Here is a 26,431-nt window from a genome sequence, read left to right on the forward strand (position 1 = left end):
AAACACAGTCTATAATATAAAAATTATGAGCACTAAGTTGTATTACCTTGCAGGTCTACGCAGCAATGTTGTTGCTTCTCTTCCACAAACCAAACCTCAGGCTCAGCTCCGATTTCCAGAAATAGTTTTGTGTTTTGCCGGTATATGTTCTCCTCCTCATTTGACAAAAAAACATTGTAACAAAGGCCAATTCCGCCCGCCTTGGTAGAGGCCCGCCGCTCAGGTTTGCTCGCTTTATCCACCTTGTACTTTTTTCCTTTATGATAAATATAAAGAGGGGTTATATTCCCAAATTCATCTCGATGTTCCACTACCCTGACGTTACATCGTACCCTTTTAACTTCCATCATTGGCCACCTCCATAATAAAATGCACTGTATGTGCTAATGCCTTATCCTAGGTGTCCAATTTGCATAAGATAAAAAAGCCTTTATTAAAAATAACTGACCGGGTGTATAATATGGTCGGTCTTGGGTGCGAATCCCGTGAGCTTGGTATCCTGTAGCACAACGCCTCGCTGGATGCTATAAGGCCCAAAACGCTGTCGCAGGATATCAACCGCCCTTTCTATCTTTTCTTCTTTGTCCGCCCTTTTATTATCCGCAAATATATCCAGCTGCACTGGTGCAGAATCCAGCATAAAGTCAGTTGCTTTAATTCCAACGCTCCGAATGCTATGTTTCCAAGGATACAATTGTCGGAATAATTCCATGGCTGTTTTAGCAATGTCGGTTACCAGCAAGGTGGGTTGCTTAGTTTTCCCTTGTTTGCCATAACCTATAAGCTCAGTATCGCGGACACTAATAGCAACAGTCCGGGCTTTAAAGCCATGTTCCCGCATCCGGGCAGCTACACTTTCGGATAGCACATATACCAGCATTTTAACCTCTTCTTCATTTTCTAGATCACGGATAGTTGTTTGACTATTCCCAATGGATTTAATAAAGCTTTCTTCACCGCATTTTGCGACTGGGGTAATGTCATAGCCATTTGCAAATGTCCAAAGAATTTCTCCCCACTTCCCCATTCGCTCCCTGAGCCACACCAGATCCATCTGAGCAAGCTCACCAATGGTATCAATGTAATGGCGGTGTAGCTTTTTACCGGTCTGCCTGCCCACATAGAGCAGATCAGAGGCAGGCAGACTCCAAGCCACTTGCGTGTAGTTTTCTTTGGATATGACTGTTACAGCATCGGGCTTTTTTATATCGCTGCCCAGCTTGGCAAAAATTTTGTTCCAGCTCACGCCCACCGATACCGTAACACCTAATTCAGCTTTAATCTGATTCCGGATTTTATTAGCGATTGCTTCCCCGCTGCCGTAAAGACCGGTACTGCCGGTTACATCTAACCAAGCCTCATCGATGCCGAACGGCTCTATTTGATCGGTATACTGGCAATAGATATCTCTGGCCATACGGCTAAAACGCAAGTAGCGATCAAAATTAGGAGGCACAAAGACGATCTTAGGACATTTTTGCCGGGCCTGCCATAAAGCCTCACCAGTCTGTACACCAAATCGTTTTGCCATTTGGTTCTTCGCCAGCACAATGCCGTGCCGCTGCTCTGGATCACCACCGACAGCTACCGGAAGATGACGCAACTCCGGGCGGTACAGGCATTCGACAGATGCGTAAAAATTATTCATATCCACATGCAAAACAGAGCGATCCAAAGCAGTTCACCTCTCAAAATAAGAACAGTTGTTCCTGTTTAGTATAGCTAAATTCTAAAATAAAACAAGAGGCAATTGCTGGAACTCTGAAATCCCTGCATATTTTAAGCTTTTACAAAATATTCGCTAATTTACCTAATTAGGTTTAGGGGGGCTGTCCCCCTCTGGAGGGCGTTGCCCTCCATTCACCCCCGCACCCGCTGGGGCTGTTCTTTTCTGAGAGACATTTTGAGGAGAAAATCAAACAAAATAGCTTTGGGTTTTCACCGAGATAGAAATATAACCTACAGGTATAACAGTATTTTCTTTTCTTTATTGTCCGTAGCCTAAGTGGGTATAAATACAGATGCCCAATTATTTACCCACCTAAATTCTTAAAAAAACAGCCCTGCCCGGTTTTGCATAAAAGAGCCAGACGACGCTGCTATTTTTCGGTGCTGTAATCGGTACAACCACCCTGCGCTGAAAAGAAAAAAAGGCAGCCCACAGCTTTTCTGCTATGGACTGTCTTTTACTTTTGCGGTAAAGGGTTAAGAGTGCCTGCCGCTCCCAAAAGGATAGTACACGGAAATTGTTGCATCCAAAAGCCCCACAGAGCTTCAAATAGCGCTTTTTATGAAGTAGGCATAACCTAGACAGGCTTTTGATGGCCATGCGGATTCTTGGCTCTGAAATACCGCATCCTGCCGCTATGGTACTGGCGGAAGGGAAGCCTAAGCCTTTGGTATTTGCACAGCGCAGTATGTACAGGTACACGGCAAAATCACTTTTATTAATTTGGAGGCTAAATATGGCCTTTGGGAGCTTGAACCAGCCGCCTGATGGTCGACGAATACAATAGCTGTTGGATACACGGTATCCACAATAATACCGCTGCCGCTTTGTTACCAGTCCCTTTTCATTCAATCCGGACAGCGCATCCATGATCGTATTGCGAGAGAGGCCTACAGCCGCTGCAATGGTGCTTTGCTTGATGGTTACATAAGGGAGCAGCCAGCATTTGCTGGAGAGATAACAATACACCAGCAGCTCGGAGCTGGTCAAGCCGTATTCAAAGATACTATTACTGATCTTTACAAAGCCTTTTTGCATAGCTGCTCACCCTTTCATTTTTTTAGTCGAACATACCCACCTCCAGCTCATACTCAGAGCCATGTACTTGGTTACGGATCTTATCGCCAGTCAGATATTGTATCTCCATAATTTCGTTACGGCCACGCCCCGAATTGTAGGGAACAAATTCGGGCAGATACTCCAGATAAATGGGGAGATGGGAACGGATCGGCCAATGACCCGCCTTGTTAATCACCCACTCTCCCCGAGAAAGATGAATTATTTCTCCGGGAGCAAGCAAGGGCTTTTTTACCATGGATAGAGTAATGGAGCTACCTCCTCTATCGCTTTTGCTGATACTGCCGCTCTGCACTGTCCGATCATCAAGAGCCTTGCTAAATTCCTCTGATGTTGACCGGGCCATTGGGGCTACAAAGGTAAACATCACCACTTGGCAGCTATCCTTGATAATCTGTGCCTTAGTCTTGCTGTAGCGCTGCTCCATCTGACTGAGGCTTTGCAGAGCCACCAGAGAGCGGATACCCCGGCTACGGGCGGCGGTAAACAGAATATCAATATCCTTAATGGGCGGCATGTTTCCCCACTCATCCCAGAGGTTTAACACAGATCGTGGGAGCTGGCCGCCTCTCTCCTCCGCATAGCCGATCAATTCATTAATCAAATTGCGGATAAACAAACTGGCAAAAAAATGGCGTGTGGTGTTTTCATCCGGGCAGATCAAAAAAATAGCTGTAGGCTGCTCAATAAAGCTTTTGGCATCCAGCTCCGGGGAGTGGCCACACACCAGCTGCTCCAGCTCCGCATCAATGAAGGATACCAGCTTACCAAGCGCCGAAGAAAAAATATTCATGCTGGTTCGCACATCAGCCTTCATGGAGGCTCCCACAAAATTAATGATTCGGTCGTTGTCCACGTTTTCCAGAAGTTCATCCAGCTTGTTTTTCTGCAAATCCTGTGTACTGCCATCATCCAAACCATTCAACTCAATAATGAGCTTAAATACCGATATGATGTGCCTCTCATTTTCTGCCCCGTATTCCGACACCAAAAGAATCAGGCCGGTAATCAGCCCCTTGGAGGTTTCGGTAAAATACTGTGAAGTTTCATTTTGGCTATGGGTTTCCACGTTGTCCACGATGGAGCTGGCCACAATTTTGGCATGGCGCTCTGCCTCTGCATAATACAATACCTTATCCTGTTTATTATCCGCAGCCTTGTATTTATCAATGGCTGCATTAACGTTGTGGATCAAGTTGTTGCGGTAACTGTAAAGCGGATTGCGGAAATCCAAGTACAATACCCGGTAACCAGCCTTGGTCAAATTCTGGCCACAGCTCCGCAGCAGCTCTCCCTTGCTGTCCGTCAGAATCAGGCTGGCACCCAAACCTTTTGTATTGGCCAACACCCGGGCGTTATACTCCACCGTGGGAATATATACGTTCTTGGTCTTACCCGCTCCGGGCGGAGCCACCATTAAAGCGGTGCTGTCGCTGGGATCGATAATCCAGTGGCCGTTCTCAATCCCCACCACCAGACCCGGTACTGTCTCACGGCCCATGGGTACACTTAAATAGGCTTTTTTCTTTTCGGCGGAGGTAGCCCACCGGGCATTGCCATGCTGGCCGTCTCCCACCGTGGTGGAGGCGATGTTGAGTGTGCGGATATTGATGGCCAGAAAGGCGATCCCTGCCGCCACAATGCACTTGGCATACCATAAAAAAGGCAGACACTGCACAACCGTGACAAGGCTGAACTTCCGAAGGATCTCCGAAAGAGAGAATATGATGGTGAAAAGGAAATACACTCCTATAAAACAGAAAATAAATACGATGGTTTTGAAGCGATTAATGGACTTCATAATTAATCCTCCTGCTAAAAAGATAAAAGCGTCAGCTGCTTTCACAGTTGACGCTTAAAAATTTGATCTGTTTTTTATCTGTCGAATTCCATAGTAGGGCCAGATCTCCGGGGCTTTGGTTTCGGCGCTGGATGGAGCATCTGTTCTATCCGATCCCCTAAGCGCTGATTTGTCTCAAGGAGACTTTGATTCTCCCTGTTAAGTGTTTGGTTCTGATTCCTTGAATCATTCAGCTTTTCAGTCAATTGTTCATTTTGCTGCTTGAGTCTATCAATTTCTTCGGCTTTACTTTGATTTTCCTGATTGACACGCAAAAACTCCTCGTGCAAGCCTTTGATAGAATCCACGCTATTGGTAACCAACGCATCCAGACTCTTTTGCTTTTCGGATAGAGCCTCATACCGCATTTGCTGTTTTGCTTTTTCTTCAAGCGTATAATCATACACTTTCTGAGCAGTGTTTTTTGCTTCCTGTGTTACCGCTACTATTCGGTCAAAGGTGCGAATCGACTGATCCTGCTTGACCTGCAAAACATCAAGCTTATCGCCCAGTCCCCCATGTTCTCTGGAAAGGCGATCATGATCTTTGCAAAGAGAATCACCCGAAGAAGAAAGGTTTGATTTAAGATTCTCTATCTTTTCCAGAATAGTTTTGGTTTTACCAAAGTATGCAAAATAGGAGCCAACTAAGGCGACTACGCCAGTGATAACCGCTGCAACAATCGTTTCCATCCACCACACCTCTGAATACAGAAAATTCAGCATAATACTCACTCCATTCTATCTAAATTTGAAGGGCAGGTCAATCTTTACTGCTATTTTCTGTTAGCTTTATTCTTTCGGTTCTTAAAAGTTGGCTCCGGCTCCTGTCTCTTGGCTGTTGACATCCCTCCTAATCCATATCCAGCATAAAATTTGCATTTATATTCCGCTGGGCCTCCTGCTGCTGCCGGAAAGGGACTGTTTCCTCTGTTGGTATGCGGGCAATCTCTGTTTGCAGACCCCTCACAGTAAAATGAAAGGCTTTTTGTATCCTATTGAAGCTACCCTCCAAGCTGTAGTTTGTTTGATCGATCCGTTGGTAACACTGGGTTATGGTTTGTTGATGTTCTTCCCCGGCAGGGAGGCCCAATTGATGCAGAAGCATGACAGAAAGGCCCTCAGCTTCAAACTCTTTTACTGTTGTGGGTTGGGTGCTGGTCTTGTTCATCAGGCCAAGGGACAGCTCGTGACATAGTGCCGATAGCTTGCGGATGTCCTTTAGCTGATTGGACAGCGTAATCTCATTGGTGCCGGGGTTATAATATCCTCCAAGGCCAACGGAATGAGCATCGGCAAAGCCAACCCTAAACTGGGACTTTTCTGCAAATATTCGCAGGCTGTCAAAAAGCTGCCGATGATCAAAATTTTGGTACCCTCTGCTGTAAAATCGGGGGTAATCATCAGGGGGGCAGGTAGTCTGGGAGATGTCAAAGACACGACCCAGTCGATAGGTGATCGTATCCTTAGTTAGAATATTCCCGATAGCGATATCTCGTTTTTCCTGATCGGTTGCATTGCTAATGCCTACACGGTCGCCGTCTGGCCGTACAAAGCTCTTGGAAATAACGGGTGCCCATATGTAAAGTCCCTTTTCGCTTCTCTTAACTGAATACCCCTGTTTGCGCCATTCCTGCTGGCTGGCCACGTGGGTGGCATAGCGATTTTGAACATGAATGGACATTGTATTTTTAAAGGTGTACCGATTAAAGTTAGCTTGGTACCATATCAGTTCTGGAATGATTTCTGGATCTCTTTGATAAGCTTCAATAGTATCTTCAACCACATTTCTTAAATCTTCAAATTTCATTTTTCTTTCCTCCGAAAAAGAAAAGAAGCCGCCAAAAGGCAGCCTCTTTAGAGTTTTAAAAAAGCCATTGCATAATTGAACTGCCCCCAAAGCGGTAGACACAAAATAACGAGCCATATCGTAGAATATCATTAAATTATGCAAGCTGACATCGTTTTTCGTATGGTGTCAGCTTTGATTTTGTTTGAATGCGCTCATAATTATAAAAAGAAATATAATCGGTAATCAGATTCTTTGCTTGCTCAATCGTTTGTGGTCTTTCTCTGTAAATACATTCTGATTTCAAAATTCCAAAGAAATTTTCAGCTGGGGCATTATCAAGCGGGGTTCCTGCTCTTGACATAGACGGCAGAATCGAATATTCTTTAGCCAGGTTAAGATACCCGAGAGAAGTGTATTGAAACCCTTGGTCGCTGTGGAGAATCAGTCCGTCAGCGACCTCTCTTTTTGCCTGCCTGATGGTACGAAAAACAAGCTGCATATCTTGACTGGTAGCCATATCAAAAGCAACAATGTAATTGTCATAAAGGTCTTTGATCATAGACAGATACAAGATACCCTGTTTTGTGAATATGTAAGAAATGTCCGTTACCCATTTCTGGTTTGGCTTATTAGCAACAAAATCTCTGTTCAATTTGTTTTCGTAAGGTTCTAGTTGTCGATGTCGATGATAATACGGCCTTGGCCGACGAATCTGAGCCAGAAGATTGTATTTGTTCATCAACCTCAAAACGGTTTTATGGTTAATTACCAGCCCCATTTCCCTGAGCAACCAGATTTTCACCCGACGATACCCATAAGTATATTTGCTTTTTTCTTGACATTCTTTAATCAGCTTACCAACCGTTTCATCTTTATCCAAATCTGGGAGATGACTCCATTTGTAATAGCCGCTGCGAGATACATCGAAAAACTGACACATTGATTTGATCGAATATTGATTCATGTGTTTTTCAATGACCGCATATTTGACTGCGGCCTTGACTTTCTCCCAGCGGCTTGCAGAAAAGAACGCATTAGCTCATTTTCCATCTTTAATTGCTTGTTTTCTGCTCTTAATTCATCAAGGGTTGTTAATGGCCTGGTTCTTGGCCGTCCTCGCTTGTGTGGTATCTTCAAAGTTTTATCGCTTTGTTCCCGTCTCCAGCTCTGAACTGCGTATCGGCTTATTCCACTTTCTCGGCAAAATCCTCTTAAGCTGATTTCACCTGCATCAATCTTATTTAGTATCTCCTCTTTGATTTTGGGGCTGTAATGTTTCATTCCCTTTTTCCCTGCCATAAAATTTGCCTCCTATCGTAGATTCTATTCTACGATAGGAGGCTCTTTTACTCAATGTCCATTTTTCGGGGTTCTGTTCAAATGCATTGGCTTTTTTAATTAAGTATTGACCTAATTAAAATCCTCTGATACAATTTGATTAGATCATCACCTAATCAAATGGCAGGAGAGGTTGCAAGTGAATAGAACAATAGTATTAAAGTCAATTGCCGATGAAACCCGAATGAAAATCTTAACGTTGCTTTTACAGCATAATTATTGTGTCCGCGCCTTGGCTAATAAGCTGGAACTGACAGAAGCAACCATATCCCAGCACCTGAAAGTCCTGAGAGAAGCGGGATTGCTTGTGGGAGAAAAGCGTGGTTACTTTATGCACTACGATGTTGAACGCTCTGTTTTACATGAGCTAGCCAGCGAGATCGAAGCATTGGCAGCCGTTGAACGTGAATCTTGTACCCCACAAAAGGGCGGATGTAATCCCTCTGAAAATGCAAGGTGTCATGTTAAAAGTGAGTGTGGCGATGACACCAAAGAATTTTGTCATGGTATAAAAAACAGTGAGGGAGAGAAACATCATGGGGATTGTCAATGTCACAAATCTTAAAAAGACATATGGTGATTTTGTAGCGGTAAATGATATCTCATTTGATATTCAGCAAGGGGAGATATTTGGCTTTTTAGGGCCGAACGGAGCAGGTAAAACATCTACCATTAATATGATAATAGGCCTTTCCCACCCCACCGCTGGCAGCATTACTATCGACGGTATTGATGCAAGGAAGCATACAAAAAAAGCGCAAGCCATTATGGGTATTGTGCCTGATGACAGCAACCTTTACGGTGAGATGGATGGCTTTGACAATCTCTGCTTTTGCGCTGCCCTGTATGGGATGGGTAAGGATGAACGAGAATCAAAAGCAAGGCAGCTATTAGAACAATTTCGATTAAACGAAGCCGGAAATCGACCATTCAGAGCATACTCCAAAGGAATGCGCCGTAAACTCACCATAGCTGCGGCTATCATTCATTGCCCACGGATTCTGTTTTTAGATGAACCGACAACAGGTATTGACGTAGAAAGCGCAAGGCAAATTCGTGAAATGATTCTTGAACTTAAAAAGCAGGGCACAACCGTGTTTATCACTACCCACTACATTGAAGATGCTGAGCGTATTTGCGACCGAATCGCTTTTATTGTGAATGGAAAAATCGCAACTATCGGTACTGTCAAAGAACTGATGGAAAGGGTGTCTCATGGCCACGCTATTCAGCTTGCAACTGACGAAGATGTAGGCTATCTTGCTGTTGATTTACAAAATCGTTTTAAAGGAAGTAAGGTTGAAATCAGTGCAGATCATTCTCTGATTATGGTATCGGAGCAACGCATTCCATTGCTGCCAGTTATGGAATACTTTGACGGTAAAGGTATTGCTGTATACGAAGCAAAAGAGCGTTGCCCCTCTCTGGAAGATGTGTTTGTAAAGATAACAGGTATAAAATCTTCCATGCTGAAAAAAGAAAAGGAAAAACGGGGTGGTGTACAATGAAAACTTGGATTGCATTTTGGAACATTCTCAAAAAAGACATCAAAAACTACTACCTGAAACCACCCAATATCAGTTGGGGTATAATTTTCCCTTTATCGTGGACAATGATGCAGTTTATTCGTTCACCAGACGGTAGTATGCTGGAGCTGTTGCCCGGCCTGATTTCCATGAGCATTCTCTTTGGAACGACTTCAATGCTCGCCGTTACAATCACCTTTGAACGCACCGGCAGGTCTTTTGATCGTCTGCTGCTTGCACCAATTAGTCTGAATGTGATGGTTCTAGCAAAAATTATGGGTGCTATACTGTTTGGTATCTTCAACGCTTTTGTTCCGGTTATTTTCGCCTCTTTCTTTGTGAACCTAAGCATCATTCATTGGGGGATTGCTTTGCCAGCAATAGTGATGATTGCCATGACATCCACGCTAATGGGTCTATTGATCGCTGTATCAGCTAAACAAGTTTTTGAAGCACAGACCTACTCAAACTTCTTTAGGTTTCCAATGCTGTTTCTGTGTGGGTTGTTTGTTCCTCTATCCAGTTTACCAATGTTTTTGCGGCCGGTGTCATATTGTTTACCACTTACCTATGGAACCGACATTCTGAACAGTGTGATTACTGGTTCCAATATTCTCAACCCCATATTGTGTTTTGGAATATTACTGGCTTTTTCGGTGGCACTGTTCATGATTAGCCGTTACAACATTAACCACAAGTGGATTGTGTAAATTAGCTTTGGAGTTACGAGTGATATTGTGATTAATCATAGTCAGGTTTTAAGAAACAATGTTAAAATTGCTTGGATAGGTTTGTTCCATCCGCTCATCTATAATGGGATTAGATGATGATATGGCCATCTTCGGCCAGTTGGATATATGGAGCATGGGAAAAGGTGTTGGCGCTGACATGTGTCAGTGATGGGACTGTGTTCTCATTGATATACGCAAGCTGCTGGCCTTCAACGATAGCATAGGCATCCTGTTCCTTGACGTAGATGGTATATATGTCCTTCTCCACATCCACCGACACGGGAGCGATACCAAAGGGCAGCAGCTGTTTGGACAAGGCATCAAGCTGCTTAATTTGTACAAGCTCCGGAAGGCCATGACATTCTTTTAGGTATTCAAATTCCTCAAAAAGTCCGTACTCAAAGAGATCCTGCTCACCTTCCTGTATTTCGTAGTAATGATACCCTAGGCTGGTGTAGCAGATGATCTTGCCGGGCAAATAAAAGCAGCTGTAGGTTTCCGGCTGCTCAAGGCAGCGCTTTTCAAAGTCGGAGAACTGCATAGTTAATTCGTTTTGTGTGTTCATCATTCATTTCCTCTCTTTTTAATATTCATATTGTGTGGATATATTTTTTCTCTTTCGCTGCTGGTGGGTGAATGGGTGCTTCCGCTTACGTTTCTGCTCTGGGGTATCACTCCGGGCCGTGTTGGCCTGCGTGGCCAGCAATGCGCCAAGGCCATAAATCAGGCTGTTGCAAGCTGTCAGCGCCGATGATAAAATGAAGGAAAGTGCCAATTAAAAAATGCAGTTTTCTGGCGGATAGGGATGACATATGATACACTTTTTTCTGTCTGTAAAAAGCAGATAGAAAGGGTGGCAAAATGGAAGGAGACAACTGGATGGACATCCGAAGCGACCGCCAAAAAGGAATGAGCTACACAGAGATCGCCCGCAAGTACAACATAGACCCACGCACAGCAAAACGATATGCCCAGGCCGACACAAAACCGGTGTACAGCCTGACAGATCCCAAGCCATCAAAACTGGATCCATACAAAGAACAGATTGACGTGTGGCTGGAAGAAGCGCCGTATTCGGCGCTGCGGATACTGGAGAAGATCAAGGAAATGGGATTTCCGGGAGAATACTCCATCGTGAAGCACTACGTGCGAGGGAAAAAAGGACAGTTGGATGAGAAAGCAACGGTGCGGTTTGAGACGATGCCGGGGCTACAAGGCCAGGTGGACTGGGCATTCTTTGAAGATCATGTTGTGCTGGAAGATGGGAAACAGAAGAAGCTGTACTGCTTCCTGATGGTGCTGGGATACTCCCGGATGCGGTACATAGAATTTGTGACGGACATGAGCACCAACACGCTGATCCGCTGCCACCAGAACGCATTTCGGTACTTTCACGGCTACCCGGAGGAGATACTGTACGACAACATGAAGCAGGTGGTCGTCAAGCGTCTGCTCCGGCAGGAGGACAGCACGCTCAACCGACAATTTGAGGATTTTGCTGGATTCTACGGGTTCAAGCCGGTATTGTGCCGACCCTACCGGGGCCAGACAAAGGGCAAGGTGGAGCGGACAGTGGCGTTTGTTCGGGATAATTTCATGGTGGGAATCCGGTACAATTCGCTTGACGACCTAAACGGACAGGCCGTGGCATGGTGCAACAAGGTCAATGGGAAAGTGCACGCCACCACAAATGAGATTCCATTTGAGAGGCTAAAAAAAGAGGGCCTCAGCCCCCTTTCCAGAGAATATATCATCGACAAAATCAACCTGCGCCGGGTACAAAAAGACTGCCTCATCTCGTATGCCGGCAATCAGTATTCTGTACCAGCAGAATACGTCGGCAGAGATGTGGCAGTCGTAGCCCTGGACAACATGCTTGCCGCCTACTACGAAGGAAAGCAAATCGCCCTGCACCGCATATCGTACCAGAAAAAAGATATGGTAGTCAATGCCCAACATTACCGAAGATTAACCCTTAAGCAATCATTTGACATCGAAAACACCTTGCTGGACGGCGACAATGTCATTGATTTTCCTATCCGGCCGCCAAGTCTGTCCGCATACGATGAAGTAGCGGAGGTGGCGCAGTATGAGTGAAGTTTTGTACGAGCGACTCAAAGAAAACCTGGAATCCCTCAAAATGCGCAATACCCTGGAGATCATCGACAACTACCTGGAACGAGCTATCAAGGATGAACTCAACATTGTGGATGTCCTCGATCATATCTTCACCGAAGAGGCTAGGAGCAAGCGTCAGAGAGCTTACGAGAAGCAGATTCAGATGTCCGGCTTCCCCATCAAGAAGACCTTGGAGGACTTTGATTTCTCTTTTCAACCCTCCATCGACAAGCGCCAGATCGACGAGCTTTCTACCATGCGGTTCGTGGAGAATGCTGAGAATGTAGTGTTTTTGGGGCCACCTGGCGTTGGCAAAACCCATCTGGCCAATGCGCTGGGTATGGTTGCCGCCAAAAACCGCTACTCCACCTACTACATCAACTGCCATACCCTCATTGAGCAGCTGAAGAAAAGCCACTACGAGAATCGGCTACCAGACAAACTCCGCACCCTCATCCGTTACAAGGTGCTCATCATCGACGAAATTGGGTATTTGCCCATGGATATTCAAGGCGCTAACTTGTTCTTTCAACTCATTGCCAAAAGATACGAGAAAGCCTCTACCATCTTTACCTCAAACAAGACTTTTTCCCAGTGGAATGAAGTTTTTGCCGATGTTACCATTGCTTCCGCTATCCTCGACAGAGTGCTTCACCACTGTACCGTCATCAACATCAAGGGCGAAAGTTATCGCCTGAAAGAGCGCAAAGAGTACATGAAGCAAAAGCAGCAAATCGTCAATACCTTGTTTGAGCAGAACGCTCAGTAATCTAACTTTATACCCGACATTCCTCCCGCCGAAAACCTACAAAATTTATTCGGCGTTTTATTGCAAATTTAAACCGCCGTTGACACTTACAATCTATATAAAATCACGACAAGAAGGCTCTCACAAAGTCTTAGCAGATGCCATTACATCTCTAAGGCGCAAGTCTGGTTGCTACGCTAACAGCGGCCAGACTGTGAGGTCTTATTTTTTTGTCAAAATAGTGTTCTTGCCGCCTAATGCAGCAGAAACGCTTTCCAAGCGCAATACCTTGAAATTGCCCGGAAGTACCACATCGACCCGTAGACGGCAAAGAAGTATGCACAAAGCGATACAAAGCCGGTGTACAGCCTGACAGATTCAAAGCCGTCGAAGTTGGACCCGTATAAGGAACAGATCATGATCTGGCTGGAGGAAGCCCCATACAGTGCGCTACGAATCTGGGAAAAGGTTAAGGGGCATGTGTTTATACTTTGAGTTTCTATAAATATAAATGTCAATGATTTTTTAAATTGGGCTAAACAAAAAAGACGTGTGCATTCTCTGTCAAAATACACACGTCTAAATGTCCCTCGTTATTCAAGGGCCGCGAACTCTAGGTAAAAGAAAAGTCATGGAAAACGAATGCTATGGCTGCCGCTTTGGCAAAGACAAGCGGGATCGAGCCGCTGACCTCTCGAATGCCGGAGCACAACCTCTCAGCACAAAGTTCAGCGATCACCCCATTACGACGCCCTTTTTCAGAATGACATTGGCATACAATGCGGTTTCACCGGTAGTCACCACCGCATAGGCTTTGGATGCCCGCTCATAAAACTCGGTTTTATGTATAGCCACTTCTCTGTTGCCGCCGGGTTCATGATTGCCGATAATTTCCCGATACTGCTCCCAAATCTCTGGAACATAGGGGTCATTGGGTAGCACCGCCATGTAGATGACAGGATTCTCCACATAGCTGTCTAGGGGGAGAAAGCGCAGAATAGCATCCAAAATCTCTGGGATATCGTGTCCGTCACAGCGCACCACCCGCTGGGGATGTCCAAAGCGGGGATAGTTGCCGTCTGCTATCAGTAGCTCGTCGCCGTGCCCCATTTCCATCAGCACCTTGAGCAGTTCGGGGGTGAGAATGCTGGGTATCCCTTTTAGCATAACCTGGTATCCTCCTTACTTTGTAATGGTGCCGTTCAGATCCCACAGATCTTCCCAGCCCTTGGCTTTGTCCCACAAAAACACCTGCCCTTTTATGAGGCGGCAGTTTTTATCCACCGCTGCCAGTACCTTCATCTCCTCGGGAGTGAGGGGGTCTTCCAGTGCGCAGCGCAGGTTGCTTTCATAGTATGCAGGCTCTACTGCAAAGGGAATGGGAATCTGCCCACGCTCAACCGCCCATTTCAGGCAGATAATGGCAGGGTGAACCTTGTGTGCTTTGGCGATTTCCACCAGCTCGGGAATTTCGATATCCACCACATCTTCATCGGTTTTATCCCGGTCAGGCCGCAGGGGTGAGCCGATGGGGCAAAAGCCGATGGGCTGTATCCCTCTTTCAACACAGTACTGGAAAAGCTCCGGCTGCTGGAAGCTGGGGTGCAGCTCCATTTCGATAAGGGCGGGCTGAATGCGGCAGAGGGGCAGCACGGCTTCTAGCTTGGGGATGGTCATGCTGGACATGCCGATGCTCTTGACCAGGCCCATATCCACCAGACGCTCCATTTGCCGCCATGTGTTCATAAAACGCTCTACCGAAAAGGGCTTAGAGTCGGGATTGCGGGCATCGGCATCACAGCCGGGGGCATGATAGTTGGGGAAAGGCCAATGCACGAAAAAGGCGTCTACGTATTCAAGCTTTAGATCCTTGAGAGTTTTGGCAAGGGAAAGCAGCACATCCCCCTGACCATGCATATCGTTCCAGACCTTGGATGTGATGAAGAGCTCATCTCTCTGCACGGTGCCGTCCTGTATGGCCTGGTGAAATACTTCGCCAATCAGGTGCTCGTTGCCGTAAACAGCAGCACAGTCAAAGAGGCGATAACCAAATTGGATGGCACCCTTAACAGCTTTTGAAACCTGGTCGGGGCTGAAACGGTCAGAGCCAAAAGTACCCATGCCGATAGCGGGAATCTGCTGGCCGGTTCGCAGGGTATGCTTGGGTACCAGATCGGGATGAATGGTATTGGACATAATGCATCCTTCTTTCTATTAATGAAGTTGTTTCACTTCTATCTCTTTTTGCAGCTGTGGCACCACGGTGGGGTCAAAGCTGCCGGTTTCCAGGGTCATGGCGTTGGCATTGGCTACAGCAGAGGCAAAGCCCAGCAGTGTGGGGGCATCATATCCATGCAGCAAGCCCACTGCAAAGCCCGCCACCATGCAGTCACCACAGCCGACGGTATTAACCACCTCAAGGGCATCAAGAGCATTGCTTTGGAACACACCCTCTTTGCAGACGAGGATACACCCTTCTTTGCCTAAAGAGATGACCACATATTCAATGCCCCCTGCATGCAAGCTCTGGGCTGACTCAATCAACTCTTGCCGGTTGGCGGGGGCAGCCCCCATGATCTGTGCAATCTCGTCGGTATTAGGCTTGATTAGGGTTGGCCTTTCTGCCACTGCCTGCTTCAGGGGCTGGCCGCTGGTGTCCAGTATCACCGCAACTCCGGCCTGCCTTGCCATTCGCACCAGCGTGGCGTAAATATCGGCGGGCAGATTGCCCGGCACGCTACCCGAAATAACCGTCACACAGCTGGCTGCAAGGGCTGCTTGGTATTGGGTGAGAAAGGCTTCCAGCTCTCGAGGGGAGATATCCTGCCCTGGCTCTAAAAATTCCGTGTGTTTTTGGGTGCGCATATCCCGTACATTGATACAGATACGGGTATTGCCCGCAGCAGCAGTGAAGCTGTCACGAATGCCCGTCTGCCCCAGCAGCTGCCGGATATAGCGGCCGTTGTGCCCACCCAGAAAGCCTGTGGCCTCCACCATTTCACCCAGAAGGGCAATGGCTTTAGAGACATTCAGTCCCTTTCCCCCGGCGGTATCCACCACCTGCCTGACACGCATCACCGATTGGGGATTCATGCTTTCCACCAGATAAAGCTTATCCAAAGAAGCATTGAGAGTCACTGTGGTAATCACCTGCTCACCCCCTTTCAGTTGTTCACCAGCATAACCTTGCCGTGCACTTGGGACGGGTCACGGTATAAGGCAAAGGCTTTGGCCGCATCGCTTAAGGGGAAGGTCTTATAGATAAGGGCAGGGTCAAACTTCAGTTGGCCGGTGGCAAAATAATGGGCGGTAAGCTCCCATTCCTTACCGGGGAAAGGCGCACTATAGCTCATCCAGCTGCCGGTGAGAAAAAATTCTTTGCGGTTCATTTTCTCCCACAATGCGGGGGTAAAGGTCAGTTCAACATGAGGGGTGCCAATGAAACAGACATGGGCTTTATTGCCTGCCAGTTCAAAGGCCATCTTCATGGTTGCGGGGTGGCCTGCTGTTTCAAAAACGTAGTGATAACCGCCCTCTGCGAGAGCCAAGCTTTTTTCGATGAAGCCCTCTTCCCGGGTGTTGATGGTTTCATCAGCGCCCAGCCGCTTGGCAAGCTCCAGCCTGCCGGGGTCGATGTCAAACACAACCACCTTTTTAGCCCCATAGATTTTGGCCCACTGCATGGTAAACAAGCCGATGGTGCCGCCGCCTAAAACAGCCACACAGCCGCCGCCCTTATAGTTGTTGCACAGAAGCCCATGCAACGCCACAGTGGAGGGTTCAAACATGGCCGCCTGTGTATAAGGAATGGACGGGTCATATTTCACGGCGTTAACGGCGGGAATCACCACATACTCCGCAAAGCTGCCCTGCTGACGTGAGCCGATGAAGCTGTAGTGCCTGCACAGCGCATAGTTGCCCTGCTGGCAATCTCCGCAGCGCAGACAGGGCACCAGCGGTGCGCCGGAAACGGTGTCGCCCGGCTGCAGGCCGGTTACATCGTCAGCCACCTCTGTCACATCGCCGGCAAATTCATGACCCAACACAACGGGGTAAAAGTGGGCGCCGCTGTGCAGCACCCGAGGCACGTCAGAGCCGCAGATGCCGGTGGCTCTGACCCGCACCTTGACAGTGCCGGGCTGTAGCTCGGGGTCGGGAAAACCTTCATAACGAATGTCCTCGTTGGCATAAAGTACAGCTGCTTTCATCAGGGGGTGGCCTCCTTTTTCATCAATGGCCCCAGCTGGGTATATAACGCCCGGTAGGTGTCAAAGCCTGCGTTGTATGCAGCTGCGGCAGATTGGTCTGGCTCATGGGTGCGGGTTACCTGAACCGATAACGCCACGGCCTCTTCAAAGCTGGAATAAAAGCCAACCCCTACACCCGCCAATATGGCGGCGCCCAGCACCGTTGCAGTGTCGGAGGATGGCACATCAATGGGCTTGCCGGTGATATCGCTCTTCATCTGAGTCCAGATACGGCTGTTTGCAGCACCACCCATGGCTCGCAGGCGCTCTACCTTAGCGCCGGCTTTTTCCGCTATCATCAGGTTGTGACGCAACGAGTATGCAACACCTTCCATGCTGGCCCGAATCAAATGCCCACGGGTTTTGCTATAATCCAAACCATAGTAAACACCCTTGGCGTAAGGGTTCCAAATAGGAGAGCGTTCACCCGCCATGTAGGGCAAAAACACCAACCCGTCAGAGCCAGGGGCAACCTGCCGGGCAAGCTGATCCATCTCGTACAGGCTGTGGGTGCCTGCATTGCGTGCAGTCTCACGCTCAGCAGCACCCAGCTGCTCTTCAAACCAGCGGATAACACCGCCGCCGCCCACGGTGCCGCCCTGCAGCAGCCACCGGCCGGGCACCACATGATGGCTGAGAATAAGCCTTGGGTCAGCACTGTATTGGTCAATGCAGATGCTCATGCCACCGGCCTGCCCGCCCTGCTCCTGGGTTTCACCGCTGTGTAAAACCCCCGCCCCTAAGGTGCCGCAGGCTGCATCCAGCCCTCCTGCCGCCACCGGAGTGCCCGGGGCTAACCCGCATTGGCGGGCCGCTTCTGGGGTGATATGCCCCACAATCTGGTGGCACTGGGCAATGTCGGGCAATAGGCTTGGGCTGATGCCCAGTTCGCAGCAAAGCTCTTTGTTCCAACTGCCTTTGCGCATATCAAAGCAGTGTAAGCCATAGCCTTGAGAAATATCTTGGCTTATTTCTCCCGTTAGGCGGTACACGATATAGCTGTTTGCCTGCAAAATTTTATCGGCCTTTTTATAAAGCTCTGGTCGGTGAGTTTTGTACCATAAAATTTTGGGCAGCGAATAGGTGGGCTGTAGGGGGTTGCCGCATACCTCAAAGATGGCCTGCTCACCCACAGTTTCTCTTAAGCTGTTACAGATGTCTGCGGATCTGGTATCCATCCAGATAGGGGTGTTGCATAGCAGCTGGCCCTCTTTGTCCAGTGCAATAGCCGACCAGCTTTGACCGTCAATGCCCACCCCAGCAATAGCTTGGGGGGATATGCTGTGTTCGGTTAAAAGCTCGTTCACGGCCCGGCAGATTGCCTGCCACCATTCATCGGGATTTTGCTCTGCCCAACCCTGCCTGGGGTAATAGACGGCATAAGGTGCGTTTGTTTGGGCAACTGCTGTGCCCTGACGGTCAAATAACGCCACCTTACAGGCCGAGGTGCCCACATCAATGGCTAGAATATAGGTATCCATAACGGCTCCTTTCTCAAAACGAAACGTTTCGTTTAATTCGCTAAAGAATGGGCGGTAGCCACCGCCCGACTATGAAACCGTAAAAGCACTCATATCTTTCTGATGGATTCTCCCAATAAAACATCGGTTGACAGGGTAACCACCTGCGGGGCATGGCCGCCATGTTCGTCAAGCTGGGTGAGCAGTATTTCTGCCACTGCTTCACCAATGCCCTCCAAGGGCTGGGTAATGATGGTGAGCCTTGGGCGAATCACACGGGAGAGCTGCTGGTTATCAAAGCCGATGAGCGATATCTGGTTGGGCATTTGCACCCCCAGCTCGTTTAAGGCAATGATAGCACCTAAAGTCATTTCATAGTTGGTGACAAAGGCCGCCGTCATGCCTGGCCGCCTCAGCAGCCGTTTCATGCTTTCATAACCGCCCTGTACCGAATAGTCGCTGTAGACAACCAAAGATGCATCCTGAAGCAGACCATTGGCAAGCATAATCTGGGAGTAACCCAAAAGACGCTGCTGTGAGGTATAAACATCCTGAGGGCCCAGAATGATCCCCACCTCCCGGTGACCTGCCTCCAGCAGCAGGGATGTAGCGTGGGAGGAAGCCCCAACGTTATCCACCAAAACGGCGCTGACCTTGTCTTTCAGGCTGTAAATCATGCGGTCAATGAGCACTACCGGCAGCTTTTTTTCAAATGCAGCGGTCAAATGCATGCCGTCCTTAGAAACCGGCATGCTTATGATACCATCCACCTGTTTGCCCAGCAAAAACCGAACCGCTTCTACTTCACGCTGGGGGTCTGAGCCGCAATCACAGATGATGACGGCATAACCGCTCCTTCGCAGGATTTCCTCCACAATGGTAATAATCGAGGTGATAAACACGTTGCTCAGCTCGGGAATGACTACCCCCACCGTGCGGGAACGGCTGGTTTTAAGCCCTCTGGCAAATTCGTTCACCGTGTAGCCCAGCTTTTCAATGGCTAGTTCAATGGCTGCCTTGTTTTGGTCCAGCACATGACCGCCGTTGAGATATTTTGAAATAGTGGCCAACCCAAGGCCGGTTTCTTTTGCAATGTCTTTCATGGTTGCCATAGCGCTTTTCTCCGTTCTTATAGGGAACCCACTTTTTAACCGGCTCCCAGGGCATTTCTGAAAAGGGAAAAACGGCGGCTATTTCGCTAGGCAAGAGGGCTTTCAAAGCAAAAATCGCAAGAATAATGCATTTATTCCAAGTATTTTTGACGCAAAAAGTGCCTTGCTGAGTAGAAATAGACAAAGTCTTCGGGCTTTCAGATAGCCCCTAGCCTTTATTTTGGCATCCGCAAGCCTGCATGCGCTCCATGACAAACTCTTTTACCCGGTTGCGCCCGGCTGCAGTGTATTTTTTAGGGTCAAAAACATCCGGGCTTTGAGCCAGAACTTCCTTCACACCATCGCTAAACGCAATACGCAGCTCAGTTGCATAATTTACCTTGCAAATGCCTTCTTTGATACATTCTACCACATCTGCATCTGCCAGGCCAGATGCCCCATGCAAAACCAGCGGAATATTGACGCACCTGCGGATCTGTCGAAGCCGCTCGACATCCAGCTTGGGTGTGCCGACATAAAGCCCGTGGGCGGTGCCAATGGCAACTGCCAGAGAGGATATACCTGTGCGGTCTACAAATTCGGCCGCCTCTTGTGGGTTGGTATAACCACCGCTGCCCCCATCCAGGTCGTCCTCCTTGCCGCCCACCTTGCCCAGCTCAGCCTCTACCGGCACGCCGCAGGCTTTGGCCACCTGGACAACCTGTGTGGTCAGCTTAATATTTTCTTCAAAGGGCGAGTGAGAGCCATCAATCATCACCGAGGTGTACCCGGCCTTGATCGCCTGCACGGCCAGCGCAAAACTGTCGCCATGGTCTAGGTGGATAGCCACCGGAACCGAGGCGGTGTGAGCCAGTGAAGAAATCATGCTGCAAAAAAGCTGCACATTGGCAAAGCGCAGGGTGCCGGGGGTGGTTTGCACCATAACAGGGGCGTTAAGTTCCTGGGCGGCGGCCACTACCGCCTGAGCCATTTCCATGTTTTCCACGTTAAATGCCCCTACCGCATATCCGCCGGCTCTGGCATCTAGCAACATTTTGTCAGATGTAACCAAAGGCATAACGATACCTCATTTCTATTATGTATATAGCGAAACGTTTCGCCATTAGTATATCAGCCTGTATAGTCTGCGTCTATTAAAAATACGACTATTACTTGTGACAATAATAGTTATATTTTTAATGCTAAATTGATGGACACTGAACATGGCCTGATTTATACTAGATAAAAAGGCTTAAATAGCAGAGAGGGCTGTTGCATGAAGGTTTTTTCCTTGTTGAAAGAGCGGTTAAGCGGTTATTTTCAGTGGAACAGCCTATGGGTGCTGATTTCATCCACCACAGCTCTCATTGCCGTGGCAGCTGTGCTGGTTATCACTGCAGCCATTAGCAGCCGCTATGACCAGTCCATCAATCGTTCTACCAGGCAGAGCAACAGTCAGATTGTAGACAATGTTGCCACCGCTATTGACAGCTACCTGAAAGAGATGATTGCCGTGTCAGAGGCGGTGGCAGAGCTTTTAGAAAGCAATCCCCAGCAAAGCAGCCTGCAGACGGTGCAGTTCTTTTTGCGTGATGACATTGACACAATTGCGGTGTTTGCCGCCAGCGGTGATCTAATGCTGAAAACCGACGACAGGCCCATCAAGCCTTACGCTCAGCTGAAGCAGCAGGACTGGTTCCGTTCGGTGGCACCCGGAAGCACCAACTATACCCTTTCCAGCCCCCGTGTCCAGCGCCTTTATCGAGGTCAATATCCTTGGGTCATTTCACTAAGCAAGGGTGTGCAGTGGCAAAACCAGGACGATGGAATCCAACAGGGGCTTGTTTTGGTTGACCTGAACTTTAATAATATTAAAGAGCTATGCTCCAAAGAGCTGGGGGATAACGGCTATATCTATATTTTGGGGGCAGACGGCCAGATTGTTTATCACCCCCACCAGCAGGTGATTTATGCCGGCATAACCTCGGACGACATTACCCTTGCGGCAAATTTAGAAGACGGCAGCACCATATTTATGTCGCCCGAGGGCCGCGTGGCGGTAAGTGTGCGCAGCCTGAAAAATGCCGAGTGGAAGATTGTAGGGGTAAGCAGCCTTAACGGATTTTTTTCTTATGACGAGGAAATATCTCGTTATGCCACCATTATTATGGTAAGCGTAGGCACAATAGTCATTCTTTTGGCGGCACTGGTTTCTTTTTTAATCACCCGCCCCATGCGCCGACTTATGTCCCTTATGGCTAAGGTAGAACGGGGCGCACTGGATACCTTTTCGCAGTATAAAGGGGTTTACGAGGTGCAGCAGCTTTCCACCTCTTTTAACCAGATGGTGTATCAAATGAAACACCTTATGGAACAGGTGAGGCAGGAGCAGATTCAGCTGCGTAAAAGTGAGATGAACGCCTTGCAGGCGCAGATAAACCCCCACTTTTTATATAACACGCTGGATTCCATTGTGTGGATGGCCGAAAGCGGCGACCAGCAAAACGTGATTCTGATGATTGATGCGTTGGCACAGTTCTTCCGATTGTCTCTTGCGGGCGGCAAGGAGCTTATCCCCGTGGGTGACGAGCTGCGCCACACCGAAAACTACCTGATTATCCAGAAGATTCGCTACAGCGACCAGTTTACCTACACAATTGATGCACAGCCCGCTATTTTGGCATGCAAAACCTTGAAGATTATCCTACAGCCCATTGTGGAAAACGCTGTGATTCATGGTGTGGGCAATCTGCCCTATCCCGGCACCATCCACATTGGAGCCCAGGCACAGGGCAGTGTTCTGCTGCTTCAGGTAAAGGATAATGGATATGGCATCCGCCCCGAGCTGATTGGGCGTATTTTAGAGGCCAAGCCCTCCAGCAAATCCGGTATAGGGATTTGGAATGTGCAGCAGCGGATCCAGCTGATGTACGGCAAGGAATATGGGCTTACTTACTACAGCGAACCGGACGAAGGCACATGTGTGACCATCCGGCTGCCGCTGGTGCGGGAATGAAAGGAGGAATCCGCCTTGAAAAAATCTGCGCTTATCCTGGCGCTTTTGGCGATGCTGTCGCTGCTTCTCGCCGCCTGCGCCCCCCAAAAAAGCGTGTTTCACATTGAACTGATTGTAAAGGGCACCGAGACGGAGTTTTGGCAGAGTGTGTATGACGGAGCCAAGGCCGCCGCCGGCAACAGCGCACAGCTTTCCTTTTTGGGCCCGGAGGTGGAGAAAGACTATCGCGACCAGGTGGAACTTTTGGCGGGTGCCATTGAGCGGGCCCCTGATGCGGTTATCTTGGCAGCCGGCGACTATTATATAATGGCCGAACCTCTGGAAAGGGTAGTGGATGCAGGCATCCCCGTTATTATGGTGGATTCTGCGGTGGACAGCGAAAAGTGGGTCTCTTTTGTGACCACCGACAATCAGAGGCTGGGCCAGACCCTTGCACAGGAGCTGCAGGCAAGGCTGCCAAACAGCGGCAGCATCGGGGTCATCAGCTTTGTGCAAAGCTCTTATCCTTCGGTGGAGCGTGAACAGGGCTTTCGCTCCACCATGAAAAACAGCACCCGGCACCGCCTGCTTGATACGGTATACTGCGACTCTAACATTGATACCGCCCAAGCGCTGACCCGCCAGCTGGTGGAGCAAAACCCTGATCTGGTGGGTATTGTGGGGCTGAACGCACAGTCGGCTACCGGGGCGGCCAGAGCACTGGAAGAGCTGAGCCGCACCGACATCTTTATGGCAGGCATCGACTGCACGGTGGAGCAAGCCGATTATATGGAGCTGGGCATTATGCAGGCAGCCGTGCTGCAAAACCCCTACGCCATGGGTTATTACAGTGTAAAAACCACCCTGGATCATCTCTCCGGTAAGCTGGTGGAAAAGATGGTGTATACCGATATTCATGTAGTGGATAAAGCAAATCTCTTTGACGACAAATATCAGCAATTAGTCTTTCCTTTTGTCTAGATTTTCACAACAGATGCAAAGAAGGCTCCTTTGTGTGTAAGATTGCGCACAAAGGAGCCTTCTTTTTAGGTAATTGAATAATCATATTTTGAACAAGAAACAGTTATATTTCCCATTCTAACCCTTGGGTGCTTTTGTTACACTAATATTAAGAGGCGAAACGATTCGCTCTGTCAAGTCAAAGAGGAGGTAGCAATGGACGAGCTGCTTAAGATGGTGGGGATTACAAAGCTTTTTCCCGGTGTGCGAGCGCTTAGCGATGTGTCGCTGGATTTGCGCGAGGGCGAGGTGCATGCCTTATGCGGTGAAAACGGAGCAGGTAAATCCACTTTGATGAAGGTACTTTCCGGCGTTTACCGTGCAGATCAGGGCGAACTGCACATAAAGGGTGAAAAGGTGCTGATAGACAGCCCCAAAAAGGCCCAACAGATGGGCATTAGCATTATTTTTCAGGAGTTTAACCTTTGCTCTCACCTGACGGTGGCGGATAACATCTGGCTGGACCGCCAACCCAAAAAAGGTCCCTTTGTTGATGAAAAGGAACTGATACACAAAACCCAGGAGATTCTGGATGATTTGGGACTTTCCATCAAACCCAAAGCCCGTGTGCGCAGCCTGAGTGTTGCCGAGCAGCAAATGGTGGAGATTGCCAAGGCGATCTCATTCCAATCCAAGATTTTGGTGTTGGATGAGCCTACAGCAGCCCTGACAGAGGCGGAAATTGACCGGCTGTTTGCCATTATCCTGCGGCTCAAAAAGCGTGGGGTGGGCATGTTCTACATATCACATCGGCTGGAGGAGCTTTCCAGAATTGCCGACCGGGTATCGGTTATACGGGACGGTGAGTATATCGGCACACGGGACTATAAGGACGTGACCATCGACAGTCTGGTGCAGATGATGGTGGGCCGTGAGCTGAGTGCAAAGTTCCCTGTCTATCAGAGAAAGATCGGCGACATTATCTTTGAAGCACGCAACGTGGAAAATCATCGCGTGCAGGTCGACAAGCTGCAGGTGCGGGCGGGCGAAATTGTGGGTATTGCAGGGCTTATGGGTGCCGGGCGCACCGAGCTGGCCCGTGCTATCTTTGGTGCTGACAAAACCAAAACCAAGGAAATCTTTTTGGAGGGGCGCGCACTGCAAATCAACAGTGTGGATGATGCGGTGAAGCAGGGCATCGGTTATATTACCGAGGACAGAAAACGTGACGGATTGGCTCTTTCTATGACTGTGGAGCGCAATATCAATCTGGCGCATATCCCCAATCTTTGCCGGTTTGGCTTTATTAACGACCAGGCTGCCCAAAAAAATGCGCACAAATTTTCACAGAGCCTGCGCATCAAAACCCCCAGCCTGAAACAACGAGTAAACAAGCTCAGCGGCGGCAACCAGCAGAAGATTGTGCTTGCCAAATGGCTGTGCAACGATATCAAGGTGCTGATTTTTGACGAACCCACCCGGGGCATTGATGTAGGCGCTAAATTAGAGGTTTATGAGCTGATGAACCGTCTGTCAGACCAGGGTGTGGGCATTATCATGATTTCTTCCGAGCTGCCGGAAATATTGGGCATGAGCGACCGGGTGCTGGTGATGCACGATGGTGCTATCCGGGCAGAGCTTTCCAGAGAAGAAGCGACGCAGGAAAAAATACTTTATTATGCGGCCGGTCTGTGTATGGCCATAGAAAAGGGTGCTTAACATGGAAAAAATACTGGATTCGGCAAAAACACCGGTAAAAGAGCAAACCACTAGCTATGCAGATTTTTTACAGAAGGGTCTGGCCTTCGGTGTGCTGGTTCTGTTGTCAATCCTATTCGGCGTATTAACCAAGGGGAATTTTCTGCGGATGGATAATCTGCTGACAGTGGCATTGCAGGTAACACCCTATGCCATCCTTGGTTTTGGCCTTACCTTTGTGCTCATCACAGGGGGGACAGACCTTTCCGCCGGTTCGGTTCTGGGTTTTGGCGGCATTGTTTGCGCCAAGGCAATCACTATGGGGGTTCCCATGTGGCTTGCCATTATCGGTGGTATTACCGTTGGCGCACTGGCAGGGGCCATTAATGGGTTTGCCGTAACCCAAATGAACGTAACCCCCTTTATTGCCACACTGGGTACACAATTTGCTTTTCGCGGATTAACCCAGCTGGCGGGACAGGGCAAGCCTGTTTCCATTCAAAGTATGGACGACAAGGCTGTGGTAGAAACCTTCAAGTTTCTGGGGGGCGGGTCTATCGGTCGGGTGCCTTTCCCTACCATTATCATGCTGGCTATTGCCATATTGCTGGGTATTGTTTTATCACAAACGGGCTTTGGCCGCAGAATCTACGCCGTAGGCTCCAACGAAGAAGCCGCCCGCCTTTCCGGTATTAATGTGTTCCGCACCAAGATGTCGGCTTATATCATCAGCGGCGCGACCGCCGCCTGTGCAGGCATTCTGCTGGCAGCAAGGCTTGCTTCTGCTCAGTCCAACGCTGGTCAGTCCTATGAGCTGGAGGGCATTGCCGCAGCGGTAATCGGCGGAACCTCGGTTATGGGTGGTGAAGGCTCTATACTTGGCACTATCATCGGTGCTTTTGTCATGGGTGTGCTGCGAAACGGCCTGAACTTGGTGAAGGTTGACCCCTTTGTACAGATGATTATCATTGGCGCCATCATCGTGGTGGGTGTTTGGTATGACACACTGCGCCGGAAAAGCCAGTCACTTTAATAAAATCCTGTTATCCTACAAACCACAGAGGTTTGAAAATAATACATAA

The 26,431-nt window shown here is 48.6% G+C and carries 25 protein-coding genes; 9 read left to right on the plus strand and 16 right to left on the minus strand.

Annotated elements, in window-relative coordinates; translation table 11 throughout:
- Positions 1–32 precede the first annotated feature (32 nt).
- The 8 genes from U6B65_05655 to U6B65_05690 form a co-directional block, all read right to left on the minus strand.
- Entirely contained in the window at positions 33–350 is a 318-nt protein-coding gene (locus tag U6B65_05655; protein ID WRS28614.1) for a hypothetical protein, read from the minus strand.
- 83 nt (positions 351–433) lie between these two features.
- Entirely contained in the window at positions 434–1,675 is a 1,242-nt protein-coding gene (gene dinB, locus U6B65_05660; GenBank protein WRS28615.1) for a DNA polymerase IV, read from the minus strand.
- 366 nt (positions 1,676–2,041) lie between these two features.
- A complete protein-coding gene (locus U6B65_05665; GenBank protein WRS28616.1) occupies positions 2,042–2,767 on the minus strand; it encodes a helix-turn-helix domain-containing protein in 726 nt (241 codons plus the stop codon).
- A gap of 22 nt (positions 2,768–2,789) precedes the next feature.
- The gene (locus tag U6B65_05670) at positions 2,790–4,607 is read right to left on the minus strand and encodes a type IV secretory system conjugative DNA transfer family protein (protein ID WRS28617.1); all 1,818 of its coding nucleotides are present in this window, start codon (positions 4,605–4,607) and stop codon (positions 2,790–2,792) included.
- A gap of 74 nt (positions 4,608–4,681) precedes the next feature.
- On the minus strand, positions 4,682–5,371 hold the full coding sequence (locus U6B65_05675; GenBank protein ID WRS28618.1) for a hypothetical protein: 690 nt from the start codon (positions 5,369–5,371) through the stop codon (positions 4,682–4,684).
- A gap of 127 nt (positions 5,372–5,498) precedes the next feature.
- Positions 5,499–6,455, minus strand: coding sequence for a hypothetical protein (locus U6B65_05680; GenBank protein WRS28619.1), 957 nt, complete (start codon positions 6,453–6,455; stop codon positions 5,499–5,501).
- Between the two features lie 136 nt (positions 6,456–6,591).
- A complete protein-coding gene (locus tag U6B65_05685) occupies positions 6,592–7,401 on the minus strand; it encodes an IS3 family transposase (GenBank protein WRS28620.1) in 810 nt (269 codons plus the stop codon).
- The gene (locus tag U6B65_05690) at positions 7,398–7,736 is read right to left on the minus strand and encodes a transposase (GenBank protein ID WRS28621.1); all 339 of its coding nucleotides are present in this window, start codon (positions 7,734–7,736) and stop codon (positions 7,398–7,400) included. Before U6B65_05690 ends, U6B65_05685 begins: the two co-directional genes overlap by 4 nt.
- A gap of 178 nt (positions 7,737–7,914) precedes the next feature.
- On the opposite strand from U6B65_05690, the gene U6B65_05695 reads away from it, so the two are divergent.
- From U6B65_05695 to U6B65_05705, 3 genes are read left to right on the plus strand one after another with little or no spacing between them, the layout of a single operon-like run.
- On the plus strand, positions 7,915–8,340 hold the full coding sequence (locus tag U6B65_05695; GenBank protein WRS28622.1) for a metalloregulator ArsR/SmtB family transcription factor: 426 nt from the start codon (positions 7,915–7,917) through the stop codon (positions 8,338–8,340).
- Positions 8,312–9,283: an ABC transporter ATP-binding protein gene (locus U6B65_05700; protein WRS28623.1), complete on the plus strand. Its 972-nt coding sequence runs from the start codon at positions 8,312–8,314 to the stop codon at positions 9,281–9,283. The genes U6B65_05695 and U6B65_05700 overlap by 29 nt, the downstream gene beginning before the upstream one ends.
- Positions 9,280–10,011, plus strand: coding sequence for an ABC transporter permease (locus U6B65_05705; protein ID WRS28624.1), 732 nt, complete (start codon positions 9,280–9,282; stop codon positions 10,009–10,011). The genes U6B65_05700 and U6B65_05705 overlap by 4 nt, the downstream gene beginning before the upstream one ends.
- A 109-nt stretch (positions 10,012–10,120) precedes the next feature.
- On the opposite strand, the gene U6B65_05710 is transcribed toward U6B65_05705, so the two are convergent.
- A complete protein-coding gene (locus U6B65_05710; protein WRS28625.1) occupies positions 10,121–10,600 on the minus strand; it encodes a hypothetical protein in 480 nt (159 codons plus the stop codon).
- Positions 10,601–10,911: 311 nt separating this feature from the next.
- Here U6B65_05710 and istA point away from each other — a divergent pair, with 311 nt between their 5' ends.
- Both istA and istB read left to right on the plus strand, forming a co-directional pair.
- On the plus strand, positions 10,912–12,129 hold the full coding sequence (istA, locus tag U6B65_05715) for an IS21 family transposase (GenBank protein ID WRS28626.1): 1,218 nt from the start codon (positions 10,912–10,914) through the stop codon (positions 12,127–12,129).
- Positions 12,122–12,919, plus strand: a complete 798-nt coding sequence (gene istB / locus U6B65_05720) for an IS21-like element helper ATPase IstB (protein WRS28627.1) — start codon at positions 12,122–12,124, stop codon at positions 12,917–12,919. Before istA ends, istB begins: the two co-directional genes overlap by 8 nt.
- 714 nt (positions 12,920–13,633) lie before the next feature.
- Here istB and U6B65_05725 read toward each other — a convergent pair.
- The 7 genes from U6B65_05725 to fba all read right to left on the minus strand — a co-directional run bounded on the left by U6B65_05725 (position 13,634) and on the right by fba (position 20,774).
- Positions 13,634–14,065 (minus strand): RbsD/FucU domain-containing protein, encoded by a 432-nt coding sequence (locus tag U6B65_05725; protein ID WRS28628.1) that lies wholly within the window; start codon positions 14,063–14,065, stop codon positions 13,634–13,636.
- A gap of 15 nt (positions 14,066–14,080) precedes the next feature.
- A complete protein-coding gene (locus U6B65_05730; GenBank protein ID WRS28629.1) occupies positions 14,081–15,094 on the minus strand; it encodes an aldo/keto reductase in 1,014 nt (337 codons plus the stop codon).
- 18 nt (positions 15,095–15,112) lie between these two features.
- The gene (gene pfkB / locus U6B65_05735) at positions 15,113–16,048 is read right to left on the minus strand and encodes a 1-phosphofructokinase (protein ID WRS28630.1); all 936 of its coding nucleotides are present in this window, start codon (positions 16,046–16,048) and stop codon (positions 15,113–15,115) included.
- Positions 16,049–16,062: 14 nt separating this feature from the next.
- The gene (locus U6B65_05740; protein WRS28631.1) at positions 16,063–17,106 is read right to left on the minus strand and encodes a galactitol-1-phosphate 5-dehydrogenase; all 1,044 of its coding nucleotides are present in this window, start codon (positions 17,104–17,106) and stop codon (positions 16,063–16,065) included.
- Positions 17,106–18,626, minus strand: a complete 1,521-nt coding sequence (xylB, locus tag U6B65_05745) for a xylulokinase (GenBank protein ID WRS28632.1) — start codon at positions 18,624–18,626, stop codon at positions 17,106–17,108. Before xylB ends, U6B65_05740 begins: the two co-directional genes overlap by 1 nt.
- Before the next feature lie 89 nt (positions 18,627–18,715).
- Positions 18,716–19,717 carry a LacI family DNA-binding transcriptional regulator gene (locus tag U6B65_05750; GenBank protein ID WRS28633.1) on the minus strand — a complete coding sequence of 334 codons (1,002 nt, stop codon included), beginning with the start codon at positions 19,715–19,717 and terminating at the stop codon, positions 18,716–18,718.
- Positions 19,718–19,925: 208 nt separating this feature from the next.
- A complete protein-coding gene (gene fba / locus U6B65_05755; GenBank protein WRS28634.1) occupies positions 19,926–20,774 on the minus strand; it encodes a class II fructose-1,6-bisphosphate aldolase in 849 nt (282 codons plus the stop codon).
- A gap of 198 nt (positions 20,775–20,972) precedes the next feature.
- On the opposite strand from fba, the gene U6B65_05760 reads away from it, so the two are divergent.
- The 4 genes from U6B65_05760 to U6B65_05775 all read left to right on the plus strand — a co-directional run bounded on the left by U6B65_05760 (position 20,973) and on the right by U6B65_05775 (position 26,382).
- On the plus strand, positions 20,973–22,712 hold the full coding sequence (locus U6B65_05760; GenBank protein WRS28635.1) for a sensor histidine kinase: 1,740 nt from the start codon (positions 20,973–20,975) through the stop codon (positions 22,710–22,712).
- A 15-nt stretch (positions 22,713–22,727) separates the two neighbouring features.
- Entirely contained in the window at positions 22,728–23,672 is a 945-nt protein-coding gene (locus U6B65_05765) for a substrate-binding domain-containing protein (GenBank protein WRS28636.1), read from the plus strand.
- A 195-nt stretch (positions 23,673–23,867) separates the two neighbouring features.
- Positions 23,868–25,370 (plus strand): sugar ABC transporter ATP-binding protein, encoded by a 1,503-nt coding sequence (locus U6B65_05770; GenBank protein WRS28637.1) that lies wholly within the window; start codon positions 23,868–23,870, stop codon positions 25,368–25,370.
- A 1-nt stretch (position 25,371) separates the two neighbouring features.
- The gene (locus U6B65_05775; protein WRS28638.1) at positions 25,372–26,382 is read left to right on the plus strand and encodes an ABC transporter permease; all 1,011 of its coding nucleotides are present in this window, start codon (positions 25,372–25,374) and stop codon (positions 26,380–26,382) included.
- The last annotated feature ends 49 nt before the right edge of the window (positions 26,383–26,431 follow it).

The sequence above is a fragment of the Oscillospiraceae bacterium MB08-C2-2 genome (assembly GCA_035621215.1).
In the GTDB taxonomy this organism is placed as follows: domain Bacteria; phylum Bacillota; class Clostridia; order Oscillospirales; family Ruminococcaceae; genus WRAV01.